This is a genomic window from Bradyrhizobium frederickii (genome assembly GCF_004570865.1).
Classification (GTDB): Bacteria; Pseudomonadota; Alphaproteobacteria; order Rhizobiales; family Xanthobacteraceae; genus Bradyrhizobium; species Bradyrhizobium frederickii.
Window position 1 is genome coordinate 146642 of the sequence record NZ_SPQS01000005.1, and the last position, 25861, is coordinate 172502.

Here is a 25861-nt window from a genome sequence, read left to right on the forward strand (position 1 = left end):
CGCGGGGTCTTGGGCATGGACTTGCGATCCACGCCAGGGAGCGGCTTGGTCTGTGGGAGAAAGCGCGACGGATGTCGCCGCTTACTGATAACCCTTCGGGAACGGATCCGGCTCGACGAGATCGGCGGTCTCGTAGATCAGCTCGAACTGGCCATCGAGCTTGGCGCGCCCCACCCGGGTCTTCGACCAGAGGTGATGGTTCTCGTGGATGCGCACATAGCCTTCCGGGGCGCCCTTGAACTCGACACCCGTAGAAGCCGTAGCGATCTTGTCGACATCGAAGGAGCCGGCCTTCTCGACCGTCAGCTTCCACAGCCACGGGCCGAGATAGGCAGCCTGGGTGACGTCTCCGATGACAGTCTTCTCGCCCCACATCTTCTTGAAGGCCGAGGCGAAAGCCTTGTTGTTCGCGTTGTCGAGCGACTGGAAGTACTTCATACAGGCATAGGCGCCCGCAATGTTCTCGCCGCCGATGCCGTCGATTTCATCTTCGGTCACCGAGATCGTCAGCAGCGCCTGCTTGGAGAGATCGATGCCGGCCGCCTTGAGCTGCTTGTAGAACGCGACGTTCGAGCCGCCGACGACGTCGGTGAAGATCACGTCCGGCTTGGTCAGCTTGATCTTGTTGATGACCGAGTTGAACTGCGTCGAGCCCAGCGCATAATATTCCTCGCCGACGACCTTGCCCTTGAGCACGTTTTCGACGTGCTTGCGCGCGATCTTGTTCGAGGTACGCGGCCAGATGTAGTCCGAGCCGATGAAGAAGAACGACTTGGCGCCCTTCTCCTTGGCGATCCAGTTGAGACCGGCGAGAATCTGCTGCGTCGCTTCCTGGCCGGTGTAGATGACGTTCTTGGATTGCTCGAGGCCTTCGTAGAAGGTCGGGTAGTAGAGCATGCCGTTATACTGCTCGACGACCGGCAGCACCGCCTTGCGGGAGGCCGAGGTCCAGCAGCCCATGATCGCCGCAACCTTGTCGTTGACGAGGAGCTTCTTCGCCTTCTCGGCGAAGGTCGGCCAGTCCGATGCGCCGTCCTCCTGGATGAACTTGATCTTGCGCCCGAGCACGCCGCCCGCCGCGTTGATCTGCTCGATGGCGAGCTTTTCGGCCTGGATCGAGCCGGTCTCGGAGATCGCCATGGTGCCGGTCGCCGAGTGCAGGATGCCGACCGTCACTTCGGTGTCGGTGACCGCAAGACCCGTGGTGTTGACCGCAGAGGTCGCCGGGGCCTGGGCAAATGCCCCCCGCGGCAGCATCGTCATGGCCGGCACGGCGGCCATTCCCATCAATAATTTGCGCCGAAACGGCGACAACAGGCCCTTGTTTCCTTCGTCCGACATGAGCACCCCACTTTTTGTTCGAGAACACGCGATTGGTGCCGTGAGGATGGCGCGGATCTGGGCGGCGGAAGCATACGCAAGATCGCGTATACTGCACCGCAAAATGCCGACGTAGGCTTTTGGTACGGAATTTGCGAGGGCTCCGGGTCCGTATCGGGAGTGGGGTAGAGCGTGGCAGGGCGGCAGCGAATAGACCGCGTCAGGCGCCAGTACAACCAATGGGTCGCCAACCAGACGCTGGAAGACTACGCGCTGCGCTTCACGGCCAAGAGCGCACGCCGCTGGTCCGCCGCCCGGGTCGCCAACACTGCGCTGGGCGCGATCTCGTTTCTGGCGATGGAGGCGATCGGCGGCACCATTACCCTGAACTACGGCGTCACCAACGCCACCGCCGCCATTCTCGTGGTTTCCCTCATCATCTTCTGCTGCGGCGTTCCGATCGCCTATTATGCCGCCAAATGCGGCATCGACATCGACCTGCTGACGCGCGGCGCCGGCTTCGGTTACATCGGCTCGACCGTCACCTCGCTGATCTACGCGTCCTTCACCTTCATCTTCTTCGCGATTGAAGCGGTGATCCTCGCGTCCGCGCTCGAAATGTGCTTCGGGATTCCGCGGCCGGTCGGCTATCTCATCAGCGCCGTCGTCATCATCCCGCTGGTGGCTTACGGCATCACGCTGATCAGCCGCTTCCAATTGTGGACGCAGCCGCTGTGGATCGTGCTGCACATCATCCCGTTCGCGGCGATCGCCTGGCACAACCCGCACTCCTTCACGGAATGGCGCAAGTTTTCGGGCGAGCACGGCGATCTCAGCGGACATTTCGATCTCCTTCTGTTCGGCGTCGCGGCCTCGGTCGTGTTTTCGCTGGTGGCGCAGATCGGCGAGCAGGTCGACTTCCTGCGCTTCCTGCCGCGCGACCGCCGCGCGTCCAGGGCCTCCTGGTGGATCGCGCTGATGAGCGCAGGTCCCGGCTGGATCGTGCTGGGCGCGCTGAAGCTGCTGGCGGGTTCGTTCCTCGCCTTCTTCGCGCTCAGCCACGGGGTGCCGCCCGAGGAGGCCGCCGAGCCGGCGCACATGTATCTCGAAGCGTTCCGCTACGTGCTGTCGCAGCCCGATCTTGCGCTGGCCTTGACCGGAACGTTCGTGATCCTGTCGCAGGTGAAGATCAACGTCACCAACGCCTATGCCGGCTCGATCGCCTGGTCGAACTTCTTCTCGCGTCTGACCCACAGCCATCCCGGCCGCGTCGTCTGGCTGGTCTTCAACGTCATCGTGGCGCTGCTGTTGATGGAGATCGGGGTCTACAAGGCCCTGGAGCAGACGCTGGCTTTGTATTCGAACGTCGCGATCGCCTGGGTCGGCGCGCTGGTCGCCGATCTCATCGTCAACAAGCCGCTTGGATTGCGGCCGCCGCAGATCGAATTCAAGCGCGCGCATCTCTACGACGTCAATCCGGTCGGCGTGGGCGCGATGACGATCGCGACCATCGTCTCCATCAGCGCCTTCTACGGCCTGTTCGGGCCCACCGCGAAGGCGCTGTCGGCCTTCATCGCGCTGGCGGTTGCCTTTATCGCGGCACCGTTGATTGCCTGGGCGACGGACGGCAAGTACTACATCGCACGCAAGCCGAAGCGGAGCTGGCAGAACATCGAGTCGATCCAGTGCTGCATCTGCGAGCACGCGTTCGAGCCGGAGGACATGGCCTCCTGCCCCGCTTACGCCGGGCCGATCTGCTCCCTGTGCTGTTCGCTGGACGCCCGCTGCCACGATCTCTGCAAGCCGCACGCGCGGATCCAGGCGCAGGTGTCGGAGACGCTTGGCAAGCTGATGCCGCAGCCGATCTATGCGCGGATCAACTCGCAGCTCGGCCACTATATCGGCGTGTTCGTGGTCTCCGCGGGCCTCGTGGCGCTGGTGCTCGGGCTGATCTATCTGCAAACGTCGGCGAGCGTGCATGGCGAGAACGCGCTCGTCTCCGAGGTGCTGTGGAAGGTGTTCTTCTCGCTCAGTATCATCATCGGCGTGGTGGCCTGGCTGTTCGTGCTGGCGCAGCAGAGCCGCCGCGCGGCCGAAGCCGAGACGCGGCGGCAGACGACGCTGCTGATCCAGGAGATCGACGCCCACAAGCGCACCGACGCCGAGCTCCAGCGCGCCAAGGAAGTGGCCGAATCCGCCAACCTCGCCAAGAGCCGCTATGTGGTGGGCCTGAGCCACGAGCTGCGCTCGCCGCTGAATGCGATCAGCGGCTACGCCCAGCTGCTGGAGCAGGATGCGACGCTGAGCACCAAGCCGCGCGACCAGGTCCGCGTCGTCCGCCGCAGCGCCGACCACCTCTCCGGCCTGATCGACGGCATTCTGGACATCTCCAAGATCGAGGCAGGGCGGCTGTATCTGTCGCGCGACGAGGTGCGCCTCGGCGAATTCCTCGATCAGCTCGTCGGCATGTTCCGCTTGCAGGCCGCCGCCAAGGGCATCGACTTCGTGTTCCGGCGGCCGCCATACCTGCCGCTGGTGGTCTATGCCGACGAGAAGCGGCTGCGCCAGGTGCTGATCAATCTGCTGTCCAACGCCATCAAGTTCACCCAGAGCGGCAGCGTGCAGTTCGTCGTGCACTATCGCAGCCCCGTCGCCGAGTTCGAAGTGATCGACACCGGCCCAGGCATCCGCGCCGACGACCTCGAACGCATCTTCGCGCCCTTTGAACGCGGCGCGCTCGGCGTCTCGCAACCGCAGACCGGCACCGGGCTCGGCCTGACCATCAGCCGCCTGCTGGCCGGGGTGATGGGCGGCGATATCAAGGTGACGAGCACGGTCGGCGCCGGTTCGACCTTCAAGGTCAAGATCCTGCTCTCGGAGGTCACCAATCCGCAGCGCATCGCGCCGGTGGAGGCGCCGGTCTCCGGCTATCACGGCGCGCGCAAGACCATCCTCGTCACCGACGACGATCCCGTCCATCGCGACCTGCTGCGCGAGGTGCTGACGCCGCTCGGTTTCATCCTGCTGAGCGCCCCCGATGGGCCCGGCTGCCTCGCGCTGGCACAGCATTGCCGGCCCGATCTGTTCCTGCTCGACATCACGATGCCGGCCATGGACGGCTGGGCCGTCGCGGAGGCCTTGCGCGCGAGCGGTCATCACCAGGCGCGCATCCTGATGGTGTCGGCAAGCGCGCTGGAGGCCCACGGCACCCCGCTGGCGCAGCCCTTCCACGACGGCTATCTGATGAAGCCGATCGACATCCCCCGTCTCCTGGAGACGATCCGCCACCTGCTCAAGATCGAATGGCAATACGGCTCGGACGAGATCGCGGTGCCGTTCTGGCGTCCCGAGACCGGATCAAGGCCGCCGGCGCGGCACATCGAGGCGCTGATCGGGCTCGGCCGGATCGGCTACGTCAGGGGCATCCAGTTGAAGCTGGACGAGATCGGCAGCGAGCATCCGGAGCATGCCGACTTCGTCGCACAGATGCGGTCGCTGGTGGACCGCTTCGATCTCGATCAGTACATGGACACATTGAAGACATTGCATGCGCATGAGCATTGAACCGAAGAAGCGCGACGTCGCGCTCGTTGTCGATGACTCTCCGGAGACGCTGCGGCTGTTGACCGACGCGCTCGACGGCGCCGGCATGACGGTGATGGTGGCGCTCGACGGCGCAGCCGCGATGCGCATCGTCGACCAGATCACGCCCGACATCGTGCTGCTCGATGCCGTGATGCCCGGCATCGACGGCTTCGAGACCTGCCGCCGGCTCAAGCGCGACGCGGACCTTGCCAATGTCCCTGTCATCTTCATGACCGGCCTCGCTGAAACCGAGCACATCGTGCGCGGGCTCGAGGCCGGCGGCGTCGACTACGTGACCAAGCCGATCGTGATCGAGGAGATGCTGGCGCGCATTCGCGTCCATCTCGGCAATGCCCGGCTGACGCAGAGCGCGCGCGCCGCGCTCGACGTCTCCGGCCGCTTCCTGTTCGCGGTCAACCGCCAGGGCAACGTGCTGTGGGCGACGCCGCAGGCGCAGAAGCTGATGTCCGACCATCAGGGCGCGCAGGCCGCCGATTTCGTCCTGTCGCCGTTGCTGCTGCAATGGCTGGAGCAGGCCAAGGCCAAGGGCAGCTCGAAGTCGCAGGCGACCTCGTTACCCGACAACCCGCAACTGCGGCTCTATTACATGGGCGAGACGGCGCCGAACGAGTTTCTGCTGCGGCTCTCCAGGGAGTCCGGCACCGCACTGCCTCCCGAATTCACCAGCGAGCTCGGCCTCACCACCCGCGAGGGCGAGGTGCTCGCCTGGCTCAGCAAGGGCAAGACCAACCGCGACATCGCGCAGATCCTGGGCCTCAGCCCGCGCACGGTCGACAAGCATCTGGAGCAGATCTATGCCAAGCTGGGCGTGGAGAACCGGACGGCCGCGGCGGCGATTGCGGCGAATGCGACGAGACGGAATTCTTAGGGGTGGCGCGAATGAGTTGAGGCGCCGCGCGCCCATTAAACAGTGTCGTCCCGGACAAGCGAAGCGCTGATCCGGGACCCATAACCACAGGAAGATGTTTGGCGAAGACTCGGAGTGATCCGCGTGCCCAATGACCGCTCCCTGTGATTATGGGTCCCGGGTTCGCTTCGCGCCCCGGGACCCAGCGGAGTGTGTGGCGCGCGCGTCCGCCGCAAACTACCGCCTCCCTCACCCGTACACAAACGCCTTGTCGTCCAGATCCGTCTTCGGAATCTCGTCCTTCTCGGTCCAGTAATCCTGGCTGTGCTGCCATTCCGGCTTGTCGCCGCGCTTGGGCAACAGGCCCATGTTGCGCATCATGTAGCCGGGGTTGAAGTTTTCCGGATCGATCCAGGGCAGGATCGGCATGTTGTGGTCTTCGGGGCGCAGTTTCACCTCGACCTTCCTCGCGCCCTTCGCCTTCATGTGACCGAGCAGCCGGCAGACGAAATCGGCGACGAGATCGACGCGCAGCGTCCAGCTGGCGCGGAAATAGCCGAACACCCAGACCATGTTCGGAACGCCCGTGAACATCATGCCGCGATAGGTGACGGTGTCGCCGAAAGCCAGCGGCTTTCCGTCGATCTCGAAGGCAATGTCGCCGAGCGCGGCGAGATTGAAGCCGGTTGCGGTCACAATGATGTCGGCTTCGAGCAGCTTGCCGGATTTCAGCTGGATGCCGTTCTCGACGAAGCACTCGATCTCGTCGGTGACGACAGAGGCCTTGCCGCTGGCAATGCCCTTGAACAGGTCGGCATCCGGCACGAAGGCGATGCGCTGCCGCCACGGCCGGTAGCTCGGCGTGAAGTGCGTCTCGACATCGTAGTCGGGACCGAGCACGGCGCTGATCTGGCCGATCAGCTCCTTCTTCACCTGCTCGGGCTTGGATACGCAGAGCTTGGTGAAGGCATCCTGCTCGAACAGGATCTTGCGCCGCACGATCTCGTGGATCCACTCCTCGTCGACCTGAAGCCGGCGCAGCTCCTCCGCGATTTCGATGGCGTTGCGGCCTAGCCGGAAATAGGTCGGCGAGCGCTGTAGCATGGTGACATGCGCGCATTTGTCCGCGATGTTCGGCACCAGCGTCGCCGCGGTGGCACCCGAACCGATCACGACGACCTTCTTGTTCGTGAGGTCAATGTCGTCGGGCCAGGTCTGGGGATGGACGATGCGGCCCTTGAAACGGTCCATGCCCTTCCATTCCGGCATGTAGCCTTCGGAATGGCGGTAATAGCCCTGGCACATCCAGAGGAAGTTGGCGGTGAAGGTTCTGGACTCGCCAGTGTCGGTCGTCACCGCCTCGACGGTCCAGAGATTCTGCTCGCTCGACCAGCTCGCGGAATTGATCTTGTGCTTGTAGCGGATGTGCTTCGCAAGATCGTTCTCTTCGATCACCTCGTTCATGTAGGCGAGAATCTCTTCGGCGGTCGCGATCGGCGGGCCGACCCACGGCTTGAAGCGATAGCCGAAGGTATGGAGATCGCTGTCGGAGCGGATGCCGGGATAGCGATGCGTGATCCAGGTGCCGCCGAAGCTCGCCTGCGTTTCCAGGATGACGAAGCTCGTCCCCGGAAGCTGCTTTGTCAGGTGATAGGCGCTGCCGATGCCGGAGATGCCGGCGCCGACGATCAACACGTCGAAATGCTCTGAAGCCTGTTTGGCCGTGGCGTGACTGCGAACAGCGACATTCATTGTTGTTTCTATGCCTTGCTTGCTTTTGTGGCCGCCCCTGACCGGACGGCGCGTTTCCTCCGCGACGGGCAGTTTCGCTCGCCGCGCTTCCGCTACAAAATGACATAGATCAAGTGCGGGTCAAATCACAGCGCCGCACCCCAGCTCCGCGCGGTCTGCAAGATCCAGTCGCGATAGAGCGTGAGCGGCGTGACGCCGGTCAATCCGCCGCAACCGGCGGCGCCGTTCGGCCCCGTGGACCAGCTGACGAGGCCGACGAGAACGGCACCATTCGGCCTGTCCTCGAACACGGGACCGCCGGAATCGCCGGTGCAGGCACCGATTCCCTCGCGAACGCCGTTGGTTACGGGATCGACCAGCCGGATCTGGAGCGTGCCGGGCTGGCCCGTGGCGACAAGCGCGGCAACACGCGTCGTACCGCCGCTCTTGCCTTCGCCGCGAACGGTGACGCCGATGCCGGCGATGACGAAACGGCTGCCGACCTGAATCGGAATGGCCGGCATGCCGACCGTCACCGTGGATTTTCCCTTGAGTGGAATTTCCAGTTGCAGCAATGCCACGTCGGCGGTGGCTCGGTGCGACTGCATCGCCTGCATGTTGAAGTTCGGATGGATCGCGACCGCGCGCACGTTCAGCAATTGCGGCGTACCGTCGGCGCCGCGATCGACCACCTTGTAGTCCGCGCCCGGCTGCACGCAGTGCGCGACGGTCAGGACAACGCGTGGCGCAATCAAGCTGCCGGTGCAGAAATTGCCGCGCGAGCCGACGATGGTGACGATTGCGCGCGCGATACCATCGGCCTGCGGCGTGCCGCCGCCGACGATGGCACGAGCTGGCCCGACGGTCAGCAGCGCAGCTATGACGAGAGTTGCAAGCTTCTTCATGGGAACATGCTTCGGCATCGGTGATAGCGGGAGATTGCTTCGGACTGGCCCTTGCCGATAGCCCATGCTAGCCGTCTTGGAAAGGAATTGACGAGGGCAGGACATTGACGATCGAGGCAGTGATCTTTGATTTTGGTGGCGTGCTGACGAGTTCGCCCTTCGAGGCATTCGCGCGGTTCGAGACGGCGCGCGGCCTGCCCGTCGACATCATCCGGCGCACCAACGCCGCCAACCATCTGGAAAACGCCTGGGCCAAGTTCGAGCGGGCCGAGGTCGACATCGAGACGTTCGATCAATTGTTCGCCGAGGAATCTCGCGCGCTCGGCGCCGAGGTGCGCGGCCGTGACGTGCTGCCGCTGCTGCAGGGCGACCTGCGCCCGGAGATGGTCGAGGCCTTGAAGCGCATCAAGGCGCAATTCAAGACCGGCTGCATCACCAACAACCTCCCGGCCAATGCGATCGGAAGCCTGACGGGGCGCTCGCTCTACATTGCCGAGGTGATGGTGCTGTTCGACCACGTGATCGAATCCGCCAAGATCGGCCTGCGCAAGCCGGACCCGCGTATTTACGCGCTGATGGTAGACACGCTGAAGGTCGATCCAAGGAATTGCGTCTATCTCGACGATCTCGGCGTCAACCTCAAGCCCGCGCGCGAGATGGGCATGACCACGATCAAGGTGACGAGCGGTGCACAGGCGATTGCCGAGCTCGAGAAGGCGACGGGGCTGAAGCTCAACTAGCGCAACTCATTCTGCAGCCGTAGGGTGGGCAAAGCGCAGCGTGCCCACCACCAGCAGATGGTGGGCACGGCGCTTCGCGCCTTTGCCCACCTTACGGGAGCCTACTCCGCCGCAGCGGCGATGCGCTCGGGAAATGCCGCCGCCAGCGCGGCACGATCCGGCTTCAGCACGCCGCGCTCGGTGATGAGACCTGTGACCAGCCGCGCCGGCGTCACGTCGAAGGCGTAGTTCGCGACCGGCGAACCCTCCGGCACGATGCGCACCGTCTCCAGTCGGCCATCGGCCGTGCGGCCGGTCATATCGGTGACCTCGACGCCGCTGCGCTGCTCGATCGGGATGTCGCGGATGCCGTCATGGACGGCGAAATCGATCGTCGGCGACGGCAGCGCGACGTAAAACGGCACGTTGTTGTCGTGGGCGGCGAGCGCCTTCAGATAGGTGCCGATCTTGTTGCAGACGTCGCCATTGGCGGCGACGCGGTCGGTGCCGACGATGGCGAGATCGACCATGCCGTGCTGCATCAGATGCCCGCCGGTATTGTCGGGGATCACGGTATGCGGCACGCCGTGATGGCCGAGCTCCCATGCGGTGAGCGAGGCGCCCTGGTTGCGCGGACGCGTCTCGTCGACCCAGACATGGATCTTGATGCCGCGCTCGTGCGCAAGATAGATCGGCGCCGTCGCCGTGCCCCAATCGACGGTGGCGAGCCAGCCGGCGTTGCAATGGGTCAGCACGTTGACGATCTCGCCCGGCTTCTTCGCCGCGATCGCCTCGATCAGCTTCAGACCGTTGCCGGCGATGCCGCGATTGATCTCGACATCCTGCTCGACGATCTCGTCGGCGCGCGCATAAGCGGCCTCGGCTCTTTCAACGGGATCGATCGGCGTGAGCGTCGCACGCATCTCGTCCAGCGCCCATTTCAGATTGATCGCCGTCGGCCGCGCCACCACGAGCGTATCGTACGCATGCTTCAGACCGGCGTCGGAGGCATCCTCGCGCATGGCGAGTGCCATGCCATAGGCCGCGGTGGCGCCGATCAGCGGCGCGCCGCGCACCAGCATGTCGCGGATGGCAACGGCCGCGTCTTCGCACGAGGTCAGTTTGGCGACGACGAACTCATGCGGCAGCCGGCGCTGGTCGATCGCGCCGATCGACCAGCCATCGTGTTCGCGCCAGATGCTGCGGAAATGCTTGCCGTCGACCTTCATGGCATTCTGCCTTTCGTATCACGCCCGCAGCACGCGCCCCGCCACCGCGTCGAGCTTCTTGAGGAGCTCGGGATCGCGCGCCTCGGGCGCCGTGATCAGCGCGGTGTCGAGCGCACGGTCCGAGCCGATCGGGCACGGCTCGTGCTCGCGCGGAAGATCCTTGGCCAGCCGCGCCACCAGCGCCTTCGCCTTGTCGGCGTTCGACGTTAGCACGCGGATGATGTCCTGCACCGTGACGGCATCGTGGTCGGGATGCCAGCAATCGAAATCCGTCACCATCGCGACCGTGGCGTAGCAGATCTCCGCCTCGCGTGCGAGCTTCGCCTCGGGCATGTTGGTCATGCCGATCACGGAATAGCCCAGCGTCTTGTAGGTCATGCTCTCGGCGTAGGTGGAGAATTGCGGCCCTTCCATGCAGACATAGGTTCCACCGCGCGCAATCGCGATATTCTCGGCTTCAGCCGCTGCCGCAAGGTGGATGCGCAACCGCGGCGAGACCGGATGCGCCATCGACACATGCGCGACGCAGCCCCGCCCGAAGAACGAGCTCTCGCGCTTGTGGGTGCGGTCGACGAACTGATCGACGAGGACGAAGGTGCCGGGCGGAAGCTCCTCTTTGAACGAACCGCAGGCCGACAGCGAGATCAGGTCGGTGACGCCGGCGCGCTTGAGCACGTCGATATTGGCGCGATAGTTGATATCGGAGGGCGACAGCCGATGGCCCTTGTCGTGCCGCGGCAGGAACACGATCGGCAGCCCGGCGATATTGCCGCGCCTCAAGGGAGCCGACGGCTCGCCCCAGGGACTCCTGATCACCTCTTCGCGCGCATCCTCGAGACCCGGCAGATCGTAGATGCCTGAACCGCCGATGATGCCCAATACCGCCTGCGCCATGCCTGCTCCACCCTGTACGCCACGTGTGACATGGTTAAGCTATGCCAGTTTTGCGGCGGTTTTGGAACGGGGGGTGGAGGCGGATGGCGGTGTCGTGAGGAGGGCGCGCCCCATATTCAGTGTCGAGGGACCCATATCGCGGATTCCATCGAGGTGGTCGGTCGCAATTCCGAACGACCAGCCTTCGCCAAATTTCTCCCTGGGGTTATGGGTCCCTGCGTTCGCAGGGACGACCCGGGGAGAGGTCGGTGCGCGAATTAAGCCGCGTTCGCCAGCCGCAACTGGGTCGCCACCATCCGCTCCAGCGTCTCGACGGACTGGAAATTCTCCGGCGTGATCTCCGACTGCGGGATGGTGAAGTCGAACTCGGCTTCGACCCCGAGCATCAGATTGACCATGTCCATCGACGTCAGGCCGACATCAACGAGCTTGGCGGAAGACGTGACGTCTGCGGTGAGTGAATTCTGTTCGAGGATGCCCTTCACCAGCTTGATGATGCGATTGCGCACGTCGGTATTGAAGGCCTGCATCGGCAAATTCCCATCTGTCTAACGAGTCGGATCGAACTGCCGGCTACGATGGGCACGGCTCGCCGATCCTGCAATGGGCGTCACCAATACTTCGCGTTTCTTAGTAAACGATGACTCAGATTGTCCGGAATCCAGGCTTTTTCCAGAGTCCTAACGCGACGCCGGAAAATCCGGTGATGCAAACAACCGGCCCTTAACTGTTCGTCCGGAATTGGGTTTTGTTTACCCTCTATTTCATCGACGAATTTGAATTAAATCCGTAGCCTCGTCTCATAAGCAAAGATGACCGGAGGATCGCTTTCAGCGGCGTCGCAATGATGCCGGCGATCCCGAACGGCAAACCGGAGGCGGACGAGCATGAACGTGCGTGAAGCAATCCTCACTGTCGACGAAGCGCAGGCGAGCTTCCTCGAGCAGGGTCCCTCCCTGATCGAGCGCGCCGCCCGAACCGCCGCTGCTGCGGCGGCCGACGCCGACGGGGTCGATCGCGACGCCCGTTTCCCGCACAAGGCTTTCGAGGTCGCCCGCGAGCAGAAGCTGCTCGGCGTCATGATCCCGGTCGAGTTCGGCGGCTTCGGCGCCTCCATCTACGACGTCACCGACATCTGCTACACGCTCGGGCGCGCCTGCGCCTCGACCGCGATGATTTACGCGATGCACCAGACCAAGGTCGCCTGCGTTATCAGGCACGGCCACGGCATCCCGTGGATGGAGACCATGATGCGCCGGGTCGCCCGCGACCAGTGGCTGCTCGCCTCCTCCACCACCGAAGGCCAGAATGGCGGCAATATTCGCGCCAGCGCCGCTGCCGTCGACCACGCCGGCGACACCATCTCGCTGGTGCGCGATGCCACCGTGATTTCCTACGGCGCCGAGGCCGACGGCCTCGTCACCATCGCCCGCCGCGCCACCGATGCCGCTGCCTCCGACCAGGTGCTGCTGGCACTCGCCAAGGACGATTACTCGCTGAAGCCGACTCTCGGCTGGGAAACGCTCGGAATGCGCGGCACCTGCTCGACCGGGTTCGAGCTGAAGGTCGACTGCCCCGCCGACCGCGTCTTCCCGGAATCCTACGACAAGATCCACGCCCAGACCATGACACCGTTCGCACATCTGTGCTGGTCGTCGGCCTGGGCCGGGATCGCCGCCGCAGCCGTAACCCGCGCGCAGGCCTTCATCCGCAAGGCAGCCCGGAGCTCCGGCGGCCAGATGCCGCCGGCCGCGGCGCATTTCACCGCCGCCAAGATGTCGCTGGCAAAACTGCGCGCGCTGCTGTCGGCCAATATCGATGCCTTTGCCCGCGCCGAGCATGACGAGCGCGCTCTTGGCTCGCTCGACTTCCAGTCCTCGATCACGCTTCTGAAGGTGCAGGCCTCCGAGCTCGCGGTCGAGACCGTGATGCATGCGATGCGCACGGCGGGCCTCTCCGGCTACCGCAACGACGGCGAGTTCACCATGGGCCGGCACCTCCGCGACGTGCTGTCGGCGCCGATCATGATCAACAACGACCGCATTCTGGCCAATGCCGCGACGCCGACGCTGATGAGCGGCGTGCCGGCAAGCCTTCGTGACTAAGTGCTTGGCGACTGAGCCGATAAGAACAATTTTGAGATAGCAGGGTACTGATCCATGAACATTGCCGTCCTCCCCGATTCGCCGGCGACCGCACCGCAGACGATCGATCCGCTCGATCATCTCGCCGACAAGCTGTTCCATCGCATGGGCGCCGACGGCGTCTATGCCCGCACCGCGCTCTATGAAGGCGTCGTCGAGAAGCTGGCCGCGCTGATCACGGGCCATCGCGAGACCGGCACCGAAGTGATGCGCTTTCCGCCGGTGATGAGCCGGGCTCAGCTGGAGAAATCCGGCTACCTCAAGAGCTTTCCGAACCTGCTCGGCTGCGTCTGCGGCCTGCACGGGACCGAGCGCGAGATCAACGCCGCGGTGAGCCGCTTCGATGCCGGCGGCGACTGGACCACCTCGCTGTCGCCCGCCGACCTCGTGCTGTCCCCTGCTGCCTGCTATCCGGTCTATCCGATCGCGGCGAGCCGCGGGCCCTTGCCGAAGGGCGGTCTGCGTTTTGACGTTGCCGCGGATTGCTTCCGCCGCGAGCCGTCGAAGCATCTCGACCGGCTGCAATCGTTCCGGATGCGCGAATATGTCTGCATCGGCAGCCCCGACGACGTCGCCGACTTCCGCGAGCGCTGGATGGTGCGCGCGCAGGCGATCGCCCGCGACCTCGGCCTGACCTTCCGTGTCGACTATGCCAGCGATCCCTTCTTCGGCCGCGTCGGCCAGATGAAGGCGGTGAGCCAGAAGCAGCAGCAGCTCAAATTCGAGCTCCTCATTCCGCTGCGCTCGGAAGAGCAGCCGACAGCCTGCATGAGCTTCAACTATCACCGCGAGCATTTCGGCACGACCTGGGGAATCCAGGATGCCGACGGCGAGCCAGCCCACACCGGCTGCGTTGCCTTTGGCATGGACCGGCTCGCGGTCGCCATGTTCCACACCCACGGCACCGACCTTGCCGCCTGGCCCGCCAAGGTGCGAGAGGTGCTGGGCCTGCAGCCGCTGGCTCCGGCCGATGCCCATGTCGAAGGCTGGCGCTAACCAAACGAGGCCTGTCATTTCCACGGGTAAGACGAGCGTGATCCACACCAAGGTCCGGTGCCGCGAGATCACCGAGTCCGACGCAAACGCGATCGCGGACTTGCTGACGCGCGGCTTCGTGGGCCGCTCGCGCGACTACTGGATCCAGGGCCTGCGCCGGCAGGCCTTCCGGCCCGTGCCGGAGGGCTATCCGCGCTTCGGCTACATGCTCGACAATGACGGCACGCCGGTCGGCGTGCTGCTGCTGATCTATGCGGAACGCAAGAATGGCGAAGAGAGCGCCATTCAGTGCAACCTGTCCAGCTGGTATGTCGATCCGGCCTACCGCAACTATGCTCCGCTGCTGACCAAGATCGCCCAGCGGCACAAGGACGTGACCTACTTCAACATCAGCCCGGCGCCGTGGACCTGGCCGATCATCGAGACCCAGGGCTTTCGGGCCTATTGCCGCGGCATATTCTTCTCGGTGCCCGCACTGGCGCGTGTCCCGCGCTCGAGCGAGATCGAGGTCATCCCGCCTCACGCCAAGACGATCGAGGGGCTTTCCGAGGCCGAAACCGAGCTGCTGACGCAGCATGCGCGGTACAATTGCCTCAGTCTGGTCTGCCGCACGCCACAGGGAACATTTCCCTTCATTCTGCAACCCGTGCGCATCCGCCGCGGCTTCATCGCGCCTCCTGCGATGAAGCTGATCTATTGCCGTAACGCCGCGGAATACGCCGCCTGCGCCGGCCGTATCGGCCGGCTGCTGCTTCGGCTCGGCAAGATCGCGGTGGCGGTCGATGCCAACGGGCCGATTCCCGGTCTTGTCGGTATTTATACCGAACGGCGCGGTCGCAAATATTTCAAGGGCCCGCATCGGCCGCAGCTCGGCGATCTCACGGACACCGAGCTTGTGTTGTACGGGCCTTAGGGAAGGCGCTTCGGACCAAACCACCGCGTCGTTCCTGCGTTCGCAGGGACGACACCTGATATGCAGCTCCCTCTCGGCCAACTCATGCAGGCACCTCGGCAATCCGGACGCGCCTCCATCGCCGGTCACCCTCCGTAAACTACCGCGCTTAAGGGAATTTTCCGGCCTCTTCGCTACGCTCAGTGGTTGAATTAGGTTGCGTTGAATCTATTGCTCGCCGAGATCCCGCCGATCCCATGACGTCGACCTGCGACAACGAGCTTGGTGCACGCCGCGAATTGGGCCCGGAGGCCCTGGTCGCGTTGAGCCAGCTTGCGCTCGACCACATGGAGCAGGGCGTCTGCGTCTACGATGCCGACAACCGGATCGTGCTGGTCAACCAGCGTTACCTCTCCCTGTTCGATATGTCGGCCGACATCGTGCGGGTGGGCACGAGCTACCGCGAGGTGCTCGCGCACAGCGCCGGGCGCGGCAACTTCCCGCAAAGCGAGCTTGACGCGCTCTATTCGGTGCGGATGGCACAGATCGCAGGGGGAAAGCCGTTCCGGACCGAACAGCGGCTTGCGACCGGCCTCGTCATGTCGCTCGAGTTGAAGCCGCTTCCCGGCGGCGGCTGGATGACGATCTGCGACGATGTCACCCGCCTCGCCCGGCTCGAAGCGGAATTGCGGGTGCAGACCGAGCGCAGCCAGCACGCGCTCGCCAACATGTCGCACGGCCTCATCATGTACGACGCCGACAGCCGCGTCGTCGTCTGCAACGAGCGTTTCCTGAACCTCTACAACCTCGATCCCGGGGTCGTGAAGCCGGGGGTCTCCCATCGTACGGTGCTCGACCATTGGGTGTCGCGCGGCAATTTGTCGGACATGCCAGCCGACGAATTCCACAATTCCAGATTGGAGGACGCGCGCCTCAGACGGGCGAAATCCCTGCTGGTGATGCGTTACGACGGCCGCATGGTGCAGACGATCTCCCGCTTCCTGCCTGACGGCGGCTGGGTGACCGTGCACGAGGACGTCACGGAGCGGCTGCAATACGAGGAAACACTGCGGCAGCAGAACGTCATGCTCGATGCGGCGCTGGAGAACATGGCGCACGGGCTCGCTTTCTACGACAGCGACATGCGGCTTCGGGTCTGCAACACCACCTACCGCAAGCTCTACCGATTGTCGCTGGAGGAAACCAGGCCCGGCACGCATCTGGCCGAGCTGATCGAACGTTCGATGGCGAACGGCGCGTTCTCGTCCGAGTACAGCCCCCAGCAGCTCCTGGAAGTCGCCCGCGCGCGGATCGCCAACCGCGATACCTCGCCGATGCGTCGGCGCATGTCGAACGATACCGTGATCTCGGTGCGCTATTGCGCGCTGGCCGAAGGCGGCTTCGTCGCCACCTATGAGGATATCACCGAGCGGGAACATGCGATCGGAGAGCTGAGCGAGCAGTACCGCCGCTTCGACGCGGCGCTCAACAACATGAGCCAGGGCCTGTGCATGCTCGATGCGAGCCTGCGCGTGATCGTCTGCAATCGCCGCTATATCGAGATGTACGGCCTGTCGCCTGAGATCGTGAAGCCCGGCGTCTCGATGCGCGAGATCATGGAGCACAGCTGCGAGCTCGGCATCCATCCTGACATGACGGGAGCCAGGCTTTATGCCGACTATGTCGAACGGCTGCGCGAAGGCGAGCACACGCTGCACCGGCATCTGAACGACGGCCGCATCATCAAGCTCAACCACAAGCGCATGGAGCAAGGCGGCTGGGTCGTCACCTATGAGGACGTCACCGAGCGTCACAAGGCCCAGGCGCGCGTGGCGCACATGGCGCGGCACGATTCGCTGACCGACCTGCCCAATCGCATGCTGTTCCGCGAGAAGATGAGCGAGGGGCTGAACCAGGTCGCGGTCGCCGGCGGCGCGATGGCGGTGCTGTGCTTCGATCTCGACAATTTCAAGACAGTCAACGACCGCCTCGGCCACGCCGCGGGCGACCGCCTGCTGCGCTGGGTCGCGGCGCGCCTGAAGGAAAATGTCGGCGAACACGATACCGTCGCACGCCTCGGCGGCGACGAATTCGCGGTCCTGCAGCGCGGACCGCAGCCGCAATCGGCGGAGAAGCTTGCCCGCCGCCTGGTCGAGGTCATCGGCCGCCCGCCGCCGCTGGAGAACCAGTCGATCCATGTCGGCGCCTCCGTCGGCATCGCGATCGCGCCCGATCACGGGCTCGATGCGGACGAGCTGATGAAGTGCGCCGACCTCGCGCTGTACCAGGCCAAGGCCAAGGGGCGTGGCGCCTATCAGCTGTTCGAGCCCGAGATGGAAGAGGAGGCGCGCAGCCGCCACGCGCTGGAGCAGGATCTGCGCTGTGCGCTGGAGGCGCGCGAGTTCCACCTGGTGTTCCAGCCGCAGATGCGGCTCGATTCGTCGGAGCTCACCGGCTTCGAGGCCCTGCTGCGCTGGAAGCATCCCTCGCGCGGCCTGGTCTCACCGGCCGAGTTCATTCCGATCGCGGAAGAGAACGGGCTGATCGTTCCGATCGGCGAATGGGTGCTGCGCAGCGCCTGTGCGACTGCCGCGTCCTGGCCCGATGTCACCGTCGCGGTGAACCTGTCGCCGGTGCAGTTTCGCTCGCGCGGATTGGTGGCAATGGTCACGAGCGCGCTGGCTGAGGCCGGCCTGCCGCCGCAGCGGCTCGAGCTCGAAGTCACCGAAACCGCCCTGCTCGACGACAGCGAGGCGACGATCGAGATCCTGCACCAGCTTCGCGCGCTGGGAGTCCGCGTCAGCCTCGACGATTTCGGCGTCGGCTATTCCTCGCTGAGTTACTTGCGCAAATTTCCGTTCGACCGCATCAAGATCGACCGCTCCTTTGTCGGCACGCTCGGCGAAAGCCCGGAGAGTGTTGCCATCGTCCGCACCATCGCAAGCCTCGGCTCCGTGCTCGGCGTCGAGACGACGGCGGAGGGTGTGGAGACGGAAGAGCAACTCGATTTCGTCCGCGAATGCGGCTGCACCGCCGTGCAGGGCTATTATTTCGGCAGACCGTGCCCCGCATCGGAGGTCGGCCGCACTATCGAGACGCTGAACACGGTCCGAAAGGTCGCCTGAGCTTCGCGCCGCCGGCGGTGCAAATTCCGTGTCTCGGCAAGCGCCAGAAAGACCGATTGTCGCACGTCCCGTTTCCGGCATGATTGGGCTCCCCCACGGCTGCGCCGCGACCGCGCAATGCGCTTTTCTTCTCCCGTGAATTCGAGGACAATCCCCTCACAACAATGAGAATCTGCGGCCTTAGCGCGGCCGCTGCGAGGGAGGTGTTCCGATGTCGGGGTATGGGCTGAGGGCGGCTGCGTTTGCCGCGATGCATATCGTCATGGGTGCGTTGGCCGCGACTGCGGCTGGCGCGCAAGACTATCCGAGCAAACCCATCACGCTGATCGTGCCGTGGCCGGCCGGGGGATCAACCGATATCTCGATGCGCGCGATCGCCGACAGCGCCTCGAAGGTACTGGGGCAGCCGATCGTGATCGACAACAAGGCCGGCGGCGGCGGCACGGTCGGCCCCGCGACCATGGCAGCGGCGGCGAAGCCGGACGGCTACACCATCTCGCAGATTCCGATCACGGTCTTCCGCCTGCCCTTGATGCAGGAGGTGTCGTGGGATCCGGCAAAGGACTTCACCTACATCGTCCATCTTACCGGCTACACCTTCGGCGTGACCACCAGCGCAGAGTCGCAGTTCAAGAGCTGGAAGGACGTGGTGGAGTTCGCGAAGGCGAACCCGGGCAAGGTCACCTATGCCACGCCGGGCGCCGGCACCTCGCTGCATATCGGCATGGAGCAGATCGCCGGAATGTCCGGCATCAAGCTGACGCAAGTCCCTTTCAAGGGCGGTGCGGAGACCAACGCCGCGGTGCTGGGACAGCACACGATGCTTCAGGCGGATTCCACGGGATGGCGGCCGCTGGTCGACGCGGGCAAGCTGCGCCTGTTGATGGTGTGGACGGGCGCGCGGTCGCCGAACTACCCCGATGTGCCGACGCTGAAAGAGCTCGGTTATCCCATGGTCTATGACTCCCCGTTCGGCATCGCCGGCCCGAAGGGAATGGATCCCAAGATCGTCGCCAAGCTGCACGATGCTTTCAAGAAGGCGGTCGAGGACCCCGCCGTCGTGGCGACGCTCGCCAAATACGACATGGTGCCGAACTACAAGAACACCGAGGACTACAAGAAGTTCGTCGTCGAGCTCACCGAGTCCGAGCGCAAGGTGATCGAGACGCTCGGACTGGCGAAGAAGTGAAGAAGTAGATTCGTGTTGCCAAACATGCTGGCGTCATCCTGAGGTGCGAGCCGCACTTGCGGCTCGCCTCGAAGGATGGATCGGGGCACCGTCGCCCTTCGAGGGCCGCTGAAGAAGCGGCCACCTCAGGGTGACGGTGGTCGAGAGGTTTCTCACATGACCAACCAAACCAACGTCAAGCTTCGCCTCAACAATTCCGAACTCTGGGGCGGAGTGATCGGGCTCGCGCTCGGCGGCTTCGTGATCTGGTCGGGGATGAAGCTCAAGCTCGGCACCATCAACGATCCCGGCTCCGGCTACGTGCTGTTCTACACCGGCATCCTGATGTGCGTGTTCGCCGGCGCCATCATCGTCTCCGCGGTCACCGAGGGCGGCCCGACCCTGGCCTCGCGCTGGGAGAACGTGCGCTGGAGCAAGCCGCTGCTGCTGATCGCCTGTCTGGTGGCATTCTCCGTCGCGCTGGAGCCGCTCGGCTTCCTGCTGTCGTCGATCCCCTTGATGCTGCTGCTGTTGCGACTGATCGACCCCGTGCGCTGGACACTGGCGATTCCGATCGCCGTGCTGGTGCCGTCAGGCATGTGGTGGGCGCTCAAGCGGCTGCTGTTGATCCAGCTGCCCTCGGGCCTGTTCGGGATCGGTTGACCCTATGGATACGCTCATCAATGTCGCGCATGGATTCGGCGTCGCGCTGCTGCCGGTCAACCTGCTCTATTGCTTCATCGGCGTCTTCATCGGCACGCTGGTCGGCGTGCTGCCGGGCATCGGACCGATCTCGGCGATGTCGCTGCTGCTGCCCGTGACACTGTCGGGCACGCCGGAATCCGGCATCATCATGATGGCGGGCATCTATTACGGCTCGATGTATGGCGGCTCGACCACCTCGATCCTGGTCAACATCCCCGGCGAGGCGGCTTCCGTCGTCACCTGCATCGACGGCCACCAGATGGCGAAGCAGGGCCGCGCCGGCCCCGCGCTCGGCATCTCCGCCTTCGGCTCCTTCATGGCCGGCACGTTTGCACTGATCGCCTTGATGCTGGTCGCGCCGAAGCTTGCCAGCGTCGCCATCGCGTTCGGCCCGGCCGAGTATTTCAGCCTGATGGTGCTCGGCCTCGTGGTGCTCACCTTCCTGACGCAGGGCTCGATGCCGAAGGCGCTGCTGATGGCGTGCATCGGCGTCGTGCTGGGCCTGATCGGGCTCGACAGCATCACGGCGCAGCCGCGCCTGACCTTCGGCCGCATGGAGCTGATCGACGGCATCGGGCTCGTGCCCGTGGTGATGGGACTGTTCGGCGTTGCGGAGGTGCTGCTCAACACCGAGCAGGCGATCAAGCGCGACGTCATCAACACCAGGATCACCCATCTGCTGCCCACCAGGGAGGACTGGAGGGCGAGCGCAGGTCCGGTCGGCCGCGGCACCATCCTCGGCTTCTTCCTCGGCATCCTGCCGGGCGGCGGCGCGGTGGTGGCGTCGTTCGCCTCCTACGCGCTGGAGAAGCGGCTGTCGAAGACGCCCGAGCGTTTCGGCCATGGCGCGATCGAAGGCGTCGCGGGGCCGGAATCGGCGAACAACGCCGCGGCGGGCGGCGCCTTCATTCCGCTGATGACGCTCGGCATCCCGCCGAACGTGGTGATGGCGCTGCTGCTGGGGGCCTTCGTCATTCACGGCCTGCAGCCGGGGCCGCTGCTGATCACGCAAAACCCCGGCCTGTTCTGGGGCATCGTCGCCAGCATGTATATCGGCAACGTCATGCTGCTGATCCTGAACCTGCCGATGATCGGCATGTGGGTGCAACTGCTCAAGCTGCCCTACAACATCCTGTTTCCGCTGATCATCCTGTTCACGATCCTCGGCGTCTACTGCTCCAGCAACAACGTGTTCGACGTCTATGTGATGATCGCGTTCGGGATCATCGGCTATTTCATGCGCAAGCTCGGCTACGAGCCGGCACCGCTGGTGCTGGCCTTCGTGCTGGGACCGATGATGGAGAACAATCTACGCAAATCGCTGATCCTGTCGCAGGGCGATCTCTGGACCTTCGTGCAGCGGCCGATCTCGGGAGTCTGTCTTGCGTTCGCGATCATGCTGCTGGTCGCGCCGCTGTTGCCGTCGCTGCGCAAGAAGCGCGAGCTGGTGGCGCTGGATGAGGGGGCGTGAGGAATATCTCGTAGGGTGGATTAGCCGAAGGCGTAATCCACCACTTTCGTTTCCCAGGAGATTGGCTTGGTGGGTTACGCTTCGCTAACCCGCCCTACGACATCTCAGCTCGCCGCAGGCAATGCGTTCTCCGCCGCCGTACCCCACGGGCGCTCGGCCGCGGCAAGCCCGATCAGGCGACCCTGGATGTAGTCGCAGCCCCAGTCGCGCAGCATGCTTGCGGCGTCCTCGTCCTGCACCCATTCGGCGACGGTCTTGATGTCGAGGCGGCGGGCGAGATCGATCAGGGTCTGCACGAAGGCGCGGTCGTCGGCGGAATGGGTGATGTTCTGCACGAAGGCGCCGTCGATCTTCACGATATCGACACCGAGCTTGCGCAGGTTTCGGAACGAGGTGTAGCCCGCGCCGAAATCGTCGATGGCGATGCGGCTGCCGAAATTCTTCAGCCGCGTGACGAAGCCGCGGACGTCGTCGATGTCCTGGATCGCGACCGTCTCGGTGATCTCGACGATCAGCCGCTCGGCAACGCCGGGATGCGACAGCATCAGCGACTCGATCCCCGCCCACCAGTCCGGGTCCATCGTCGTATCCGGCGAGATGTTGAGGCTGAGGCTGACATCGGGCGCGGCGGCGAGCTCGGCGACCACGAGCTCGAGCACACGATGATCGACCAGGCGGATCAGGCCGAGCCGTTCGGCGACCGGCACGATGTCGGGCGCGAGCAGCACATGGCCGTCACCCTGGTCCATCCGCACCAGGCATTCGTGGAACGCGCGCTCGCGCGAGGCGGCCGACACCACCGGCTCATAGGCGAGCTTGATGCGGCGCTCGTTCAGCGCGGTGACGATCTCGTCGGTGACGCGGATGTTGACGCGGCGCTGCGCGTCGCGCGCGGCGTCCGGACGCCACGCGGCGAACGAGCCGGCGCGCCGGCGCTTGGCGGCGTCCAACGTCTCGTGGGCGCGGTTGACGGCCTCGTCGGTATTGCGGGCATAGCGCGGCAGGCTGACCGCGCCGATCGAGGCCGTGACCGAGACCGGACCTGATTTGGTCGGCACCACCTCGTCGCGGATGCCGGCGAGGAAGCGCTCGGCGGCGACGTTCATGTCGTCGACGGTGCAGTTCTTCAGGATCAGGCCGAACTTGTTGCCGGAAAAGCGGCCGAGCACGTCGCCGCCGCGCAGCCGCAAGCGGATGCGCTTGGCGATGTCGAGAATCACGGCATCGGCAACGTCGAAGCCGAAGGCATCATTGACGCGGGCGAGGTGATCGATGCCGACCAGCATGAAGGCGGCGGTGGAGCGGAAGCGGGTCGTCTCCTCGATCGCCTCGGCCAGCGCCGCGATCAGATGAGAGCGGTTGAGCTCGCCGGTCAGCGGATCGAGCCGGGCCAGCTTCGTCAGCTCCTCGTCGCGGGCATGGCGCTCGTTGTTGATGCGGACCGAGCCGATCGCGCGCGTGGGGCGGCCATCGGGGCCGGCGAACCAGCGGCCGGTCTCCTCGATCCAGATCACGGGATCGGCGGCGCTCACGCGGACGCCGTACTCGATGCGGTAGGGCGTGCCGTCCGCGCCATGCACGGCGGAAGTCTGCGCCAGCGCGGCGATCCGCAGCGCCGGCCCGGGCTCGATCAGCTTGGCGAATTCGGCGCCGGTCGCCAGCCGCTCGGCGGGAATACCGGGAAAAACGCTCGCGACCTGGTCACCCCAGACAATGGCATCGCTGGCGATGTCCCAGGCGAACACGGCCTGACCGAGCGCGGCCAGAATGTCGGAGGCTTGCGGCAATGCAGGGGTCAAAATCGCCTCGTTTCGGGACAGCCGGGAAGTCCTGAGCCGGCACAGGATAGAGCCAGATTCGCGTTTGACCCTAGGCAAAGTTCATAAACAATTTGGAAACCACGTTCCCAGAGTACCCAGGAACCAATTAAGCTCCACCGGCATAGCCCTTGCGAGACCATCACATGCGCCGGCGCCAATGTCCCAAAATGCGCCAGTTCGAGCAGATGAACGGTGTTGCGATGGTAAATGCGGACAGATTGCCAGAGACAGAGCGGCAAACCGGCACGGCCCTCGTGCCGCTGATGCCGACCTTGCGCTGGGCCCGCAAGGCGCCGCTGCCGCGCCCCGATCCGAGCTTCGTCACCCAGCTCATCGCCAATGCCGAGCAGCTGCCCCAAACGAGCCGGCTCCGCCGCGCGTCTTCTGAAGACGCGCAGATCGCCTATGGCAGCAAACGCCCGCTGCAAAGCGTCAGCGCACGGACACGGCAGGTGGCTTGAGGCTGGTCAGCGCGGCGGCGTGTCGGAGGACGGCGGCGTGCCGTTACCCGGCTGAAGCTGCGGCGAGGGAATTTCCGGGGAAGAGGCGCCCTGCACGGGCTTGGGCGCAGGATGATCCATCAGCACGGATTCGGCGACGGATTGCGCCGAGGTCGCGGGAGGCTCGACCGGTGCCGGCTGCGGTGCAATCACCGGCTCGAACTTGCGCTCGGACGCGACATCCTCCGCCGGCGCCTCGGCCTGGCGCTTGGCCTTGCGCGACGCCGGCACCGTGGTCTCGGCGACATAGGTAACGCGGCGGCGCGTGCGCTGGGCAATGCCGCCGAGGAAATCCGCCATCGCGAGCAGCACCAGCAGGAAATAGGTCGAGTTGCCGAACTTGGGCCACATCACGAATTCGGCCGCCGCCGCGCCGAAGACGATCAGCGACAGCAGATGGTCCATCAGGAACTTCGATCCGGGCCGCGCACCCTTGACCACCTCTAGCAGCAGCAGCACCACGCCGAGCGCGAGCAGGAGATCGGCGAGCGTGACCGGCCAGGCCTCGCCCGTGATCATCGGCACCTTGAACAGCACGTCCGAGAAGGACACGCTGGGCATCAGGAAGGCGATGATGTTGTAGACCGCGAGCGGAATCAGAAGCAGCGGGAAACCGACCATCGGCAAAACGCCTCTCGATCATGATATCCGGACAGAACAATGCAGCGGCGAAGCATTCGCTCCGCCGCCGTCACCGTCTATCTCGTGGATGGGCCGAAATCAGGCAAGCCAGATCATCCTGCCCAAAGAAAGGTCCTGACCTCAGGACTCTTTCTTCTTCAGGACCTGCCGGCCCTTGTACATGCCGGTCTTGAGGTCGAGATGGTGCGGACGACGGAGCTCGCCGGAGTCCTTGTCTTCCACATAGGTCGGCTTCTTGATGGCGTCTGCCGAGCGGCGCATGCCACGGCGCGACGGCGAGGTTTTTCTTCTCGGAACGGCCATTTCAATATCCTCTAGGGATTGGTGTCATCAGGGCATCGTCCGGAGGGGACGGCTCAGCACCCGCAATACGAGGCGAGCTGAATGCCGATCAAGGCCGGGCTTATAGAGGAAGGCTGGCCTTAAAGCTAGGCTTTTGGGCCGGAAAATACGCCCGGAACGGGCTCAAAATCAGCGATTTTCGCGCCAGCAGGTCGCAAGCGAGCTCGCCTGCCCCCGCGCCATATAGGTTGCCGCCAGCCGCCGGACGCCCGGGCCGGGGCTTTTAGCGCTGCGTTTGACTGGATTCGGCAGGATCGAGGCCAGAAGCGCCGCCTCCCGGGGTGAAAGGTCCTCGGCCGACTTGCCGAAGGCATAGGCGCTGCCGGCCTCGACGCCGAACTGGCCCTGCGGACCGAACTCGGCGATGTTGAGATAAATCTCCAGGATCCGCGGCTTGGGCAGGACGAGATCGATCCAGAGCGCCAGCGGAAATTCGAGCGCCTTGCGGACGAAATCCCGCCCCTGCCAGAGGAATAGATTTTTCGCGACCTGCTGGGTGATCGTGGAGGCGCCCCGGAAGGCGGTGCCGTCCTCCTTTGCGTCGTCGATCGCCTCGCGCAACGCGCCCCAATCGATGCCGTGATGCCTGCAGAAATGGGCGTCCTCGGCTGCGATCACCGATCGCGGCAGATAGGGCGACATCGCGGCCAGATCGATCCAGTCCCGCTGCATCGGCGCGCCGCGAAGCGAGCGCCAGGCCATCAGCGTCGAGACGGGATGGCCTGTGCGGTAGAATGGCGCGATCACATAGGGCGCGAGCAGCGCAACGGCGAGCACCAGGAGAAGGATTTTGACGATGCGCAAA

Annotated in this window: 21 protein-coding genes; 11 read left to right on the forward strand and 10 right to left on the reverse strand. The window is 64.7% G+C overall.

From position 1 onward, the window contains the following. Positions 1-81: 81 nt before the first annotated feature. Positions 82-1341 carry an urea ABC transporter substrate-binding protein gene (gene urtA / locus E4K64_RS10500; RefSeq protein ID WP_135163443.1) on the reverse strand — a complete coding sequence of 420 codons (1260 nt, stop codon included), beginning with the start codon at positions 1339-1341 and terminating at the stop codon, positions 82-84. A gap of 171 nt (positions 1342-1512) precedes the next feature. Here urtA and E4K64_RS10505 point away from each other — a divergent pair, with 171 nt between their 5' ends. Both E4K64_RS10505 and E4K64_RS10510 read left to right on the forward strand, forming a co-directional pair. Then, positions 1513-4884, forward strand: coding sequence for a hybrid sensor histidine kinase/response regulator (locus tag E4K64_RS10505; protein ID WP_135163444.1), 3372 nt, complete (start codon positions 1513-1515; stop codon positions 4882-4884). Continuing rightward, complete coding sequence (locus E4K64_RS10510; RefSeq protein WP_167771931.1) at positions 4868-5794, forward strand: response regulator transcription factor; 927 nt, start codon at positions 4868-4870, stop codon at positions 5792-5794. Before E4K64_RS10505 ends, E4K64_RS10510 begins: the two co-directional genes overlap by 17 nt. 228 nt (positions 5795-6022) lie before the next feature. Here the strand turns inward: E4K64_RS10510 and E4K64_RS10515 are convergent, their stop codons facing one another. Together E4K64_RS10515 and E4K64_RS10520 are read right to left on the reverse strand one after the other, a co-directional pair. Next, the gene (locus tag E4K64_RS10515) at positions 6023-7525 is read right to left on the reverse strand and encodes a flavin-containing monooxygenase (protein ID WP_167771932.1); all 1503 of its coding nucleotides are present in this window, start codon (positions 7523-7525) and stop codon (positions 6023-6025) included. 125 nt (positions 7526-7650) lie between these two features. Then, on the reverse strand, positions 7651-8409 hold the full coding sequence (locus tag E4K64_RS10520; protein WP_167771933.1) for a S1 family peptidase: 759 nt from the start codon (positions 8407-8409) through the stop codon (positions 7651-7653). Positions 8410-8513: 104 nt separating this feature from the next. Between E4K64_RS10520 and E4K64_RS10525 the strand changes: the two genes are divergently transcribed. Then, positions 8514-9149 carry an HAD-IA family hydrolase gene (locus E4K64_RS10525; RefSeq protein WP_167771934.1) on the forward strand — a complete coding sequence of 212 codons (636 nt, stop codon included), beginning with the start codon at positions 8514-8516 and terminating at the stop codon, positions 9147-9149. A 101-nt stretch (positions 9150-9250) separates the two neighbouring features. Here the strand turns inward: E4K64_RS10525 and mtnA are convergent, their stop codons facing one another. The 3 genes from mtnA to E4K64_RS10540 form a co-directional block, all read right to left on the reverse strand. Beyond that, on the reverse strand, positions 9251-10357 hold the full coding sequence (gene mtnA / locus E4K64_RS10530; RefSeq protein WP_135163448.1) for an S-methyl-5-thioribose-1-phosphate isomerase: 1107 nt from the start codon (positions 10355-10357) through the stop codon (positions 9251-9253). Between the two features lie 18 nt (positions 10358-10375). Beyond that, the gene (locus E4K64_RS10535) at positions 10376-11251 is read right to left on the reverse strand and encodes an S-methyl-5'-thioadenosine phosphorylase (RefSeq protein ID WP_135163449.1); all 876 of its coding nucleotides are present in this window, start codon (positions 11249-11251) and stop codon (positions 10376-10378) included. Positions 11252-11508: 257 nt separating this feature from the next. Further along, complete coding sequence (locus tag E4K64_RS10540; protein ID WP_135163450.1) at positions 11509-11781, reverse strand: phosphopantetheine-binding protein; 273 nt, start codon at positions 11779-11781, stop codon at positions 11509-11511. Positions 11782-12138: 357 nt separating this feature from the next. Between E4K64_RS10540 and E4K64_RS10545 the strand changes: the two genes are divergently transcribed. The 7 genes from E4K64_RS10545 to E4K64_RS10575 all read left to right on the forward strand — a co-directional run bounded on the left by E4K64_RS10545 (position 12139) and on the right by E4K64_RS10575 (position 21752). Then, on the forward strand, positions 12139-13356 hold the full coding sequence (locus E4K64_RS10545; RefSeq protein ID WP_135163451.1) for an acyl-CoA dehydrogenase family protein: 1218 nt from the start codon (positions 12139-12141) through the stop codon (positions 13354-13356). A 54-nt stretch (positions 13357-13410) separates the two neighbouring features. Further along, the gene (locus E4K64_RS10550; RefSeq protein WP_135163452.1) at positions 13411-14391 is read left to right on the forward strand and encodes an amino acid--[acyl-carrier-protein] ligase; all 981 of its coding nucleotides are present in this window, start codon (positions 13411-13413) and stop codon (positions 14389-14391) included. Positions 14392-14428: 37 nt separating this feature from the next. Continuing rightward, on the forward strand, positions 14429-15304 hold the full coding sequence (locus E4K64_RS10555) for an acyl-CoA acyltransferase (RefSeq protein ID WP_135163453.1): 876 nt from the start codon (positions 14429-14431) through the stop codon (positions 15302-15304). Between the two features lie 236 nt (positions 15305-15540). Then, positions 15541-18408 (forward strand): PAS-domain containing protein, encoded by a 2868-nt coding sequence (locus E4K64_RS10560; RefSeq protein WP_135163454.1) that lies wholly within the window; start codon positions 15541-15543, stop codon positions 18406-18408. Positions 18409-18619: 211 nt separating this feature from the next. Further along, complete coding sequence (locus E4K64_RS10565) at positions 18620-19597, forward strand: tripartite tricarboxylate transporter substrate binding protein (protein WP_135163455.1); 978 nt, start codon at positions 18620-18622, stop codon at positions 19595-19597. A 156-nt stretch (positions 19598-19753) separates the two neighbouring features. After that, complete coding sequence (locus tag E4K64_RS10570) at positions 19754-20239, forward strand: tripartite tricarboxylate transporter TctB family protein (protein WP_135163456.1); 486 nt, start codon at positions 19754-19756, stop codon at positions 20237-20239. A 4-nt stretch (positions 20240-20243) separates the two neighbouring features. Beyond that, positions 20244-21752, forward strand: coding sequence for a tripartite tricarboxylate transporter permease (locus tag E4K64_RS10575; protein ID WP_135163457.1), 1509 nt, complete (start codon positions 20244-20246; stop codon positions 21750-21752). Positions 21753-21856: 104 nt separating this feature from the next. Here E4K64_RS10575 and E4K64_RS10580 read toward each other — a convergent pair whose 3' ends face one another. Continuing rightward, positions 21857-23551 carry a bifunctional diguanylate cyclase/phosphodiesterase gene (locus E4K64_RS10580; protein WP_135163458.1) on the reverse strand — a complete coding sequence of 565 codons (1695 nt, stop codon included), beginning with the start codon at positions 23549-23551 and terminating at the stop codon, positions 21857-21859. 221 nt (positions 23552-23772) lie between these two features. Between E4K64_RS10580 and E4K64_RS10585 the strand changes: the two genes are divergently transcribed. Then, on the forward strand, positions 23773-24033 hold the full coding sequence (locus E4K64_RS10585) for a hypothetical protein (RefSeq protein WP_167771950.1): 261 nt from the start codon (positions 23773-23775) through the stop codon (positions 24031-24033). 6 nt (positions 24034-24039) lie between these two features. On the opposite strand, the gene E4K64_RS10590 is transcribed toward E4K64_RS10585, so the two are convergent. From E4K64_RS10590 to mtgA, 3 genes are all read right to left on the reverse strand, one after another. Further along, a complete protein-coding gene (locus tag E4K64_RS10590; RefSeq protein WP_135163459.1) occupies positions 24040-24693 on the reverse strand; it encodes a hypothetical protein in 654 nt (217 codons plus the stop codon). Positions 24694-24834: 141 nt separating this feature from the next. After that, entirely contained in the window at positions 24835-25017 is a 183-nt protein-coding gene (gene rpmF, locus E4K64_RS10595) for a 50S ribosomal protein L32 (protein ID WP_007598106.1), read from the reverse strand. 168 nt (positions 25018-25185) lie between these two features. Beyond that, entirely contained in the window at positions 25186-25860 is a 675-nt protein-coding gene (gene mtgA, locus E4K64_RS10600; protein ID WP_135163460.1) for a monofunctional biosynthetic peptidoglycan transglycosylase, read from the reverse strand. Position 25861 lies beyond the last annotated feature (1 nt).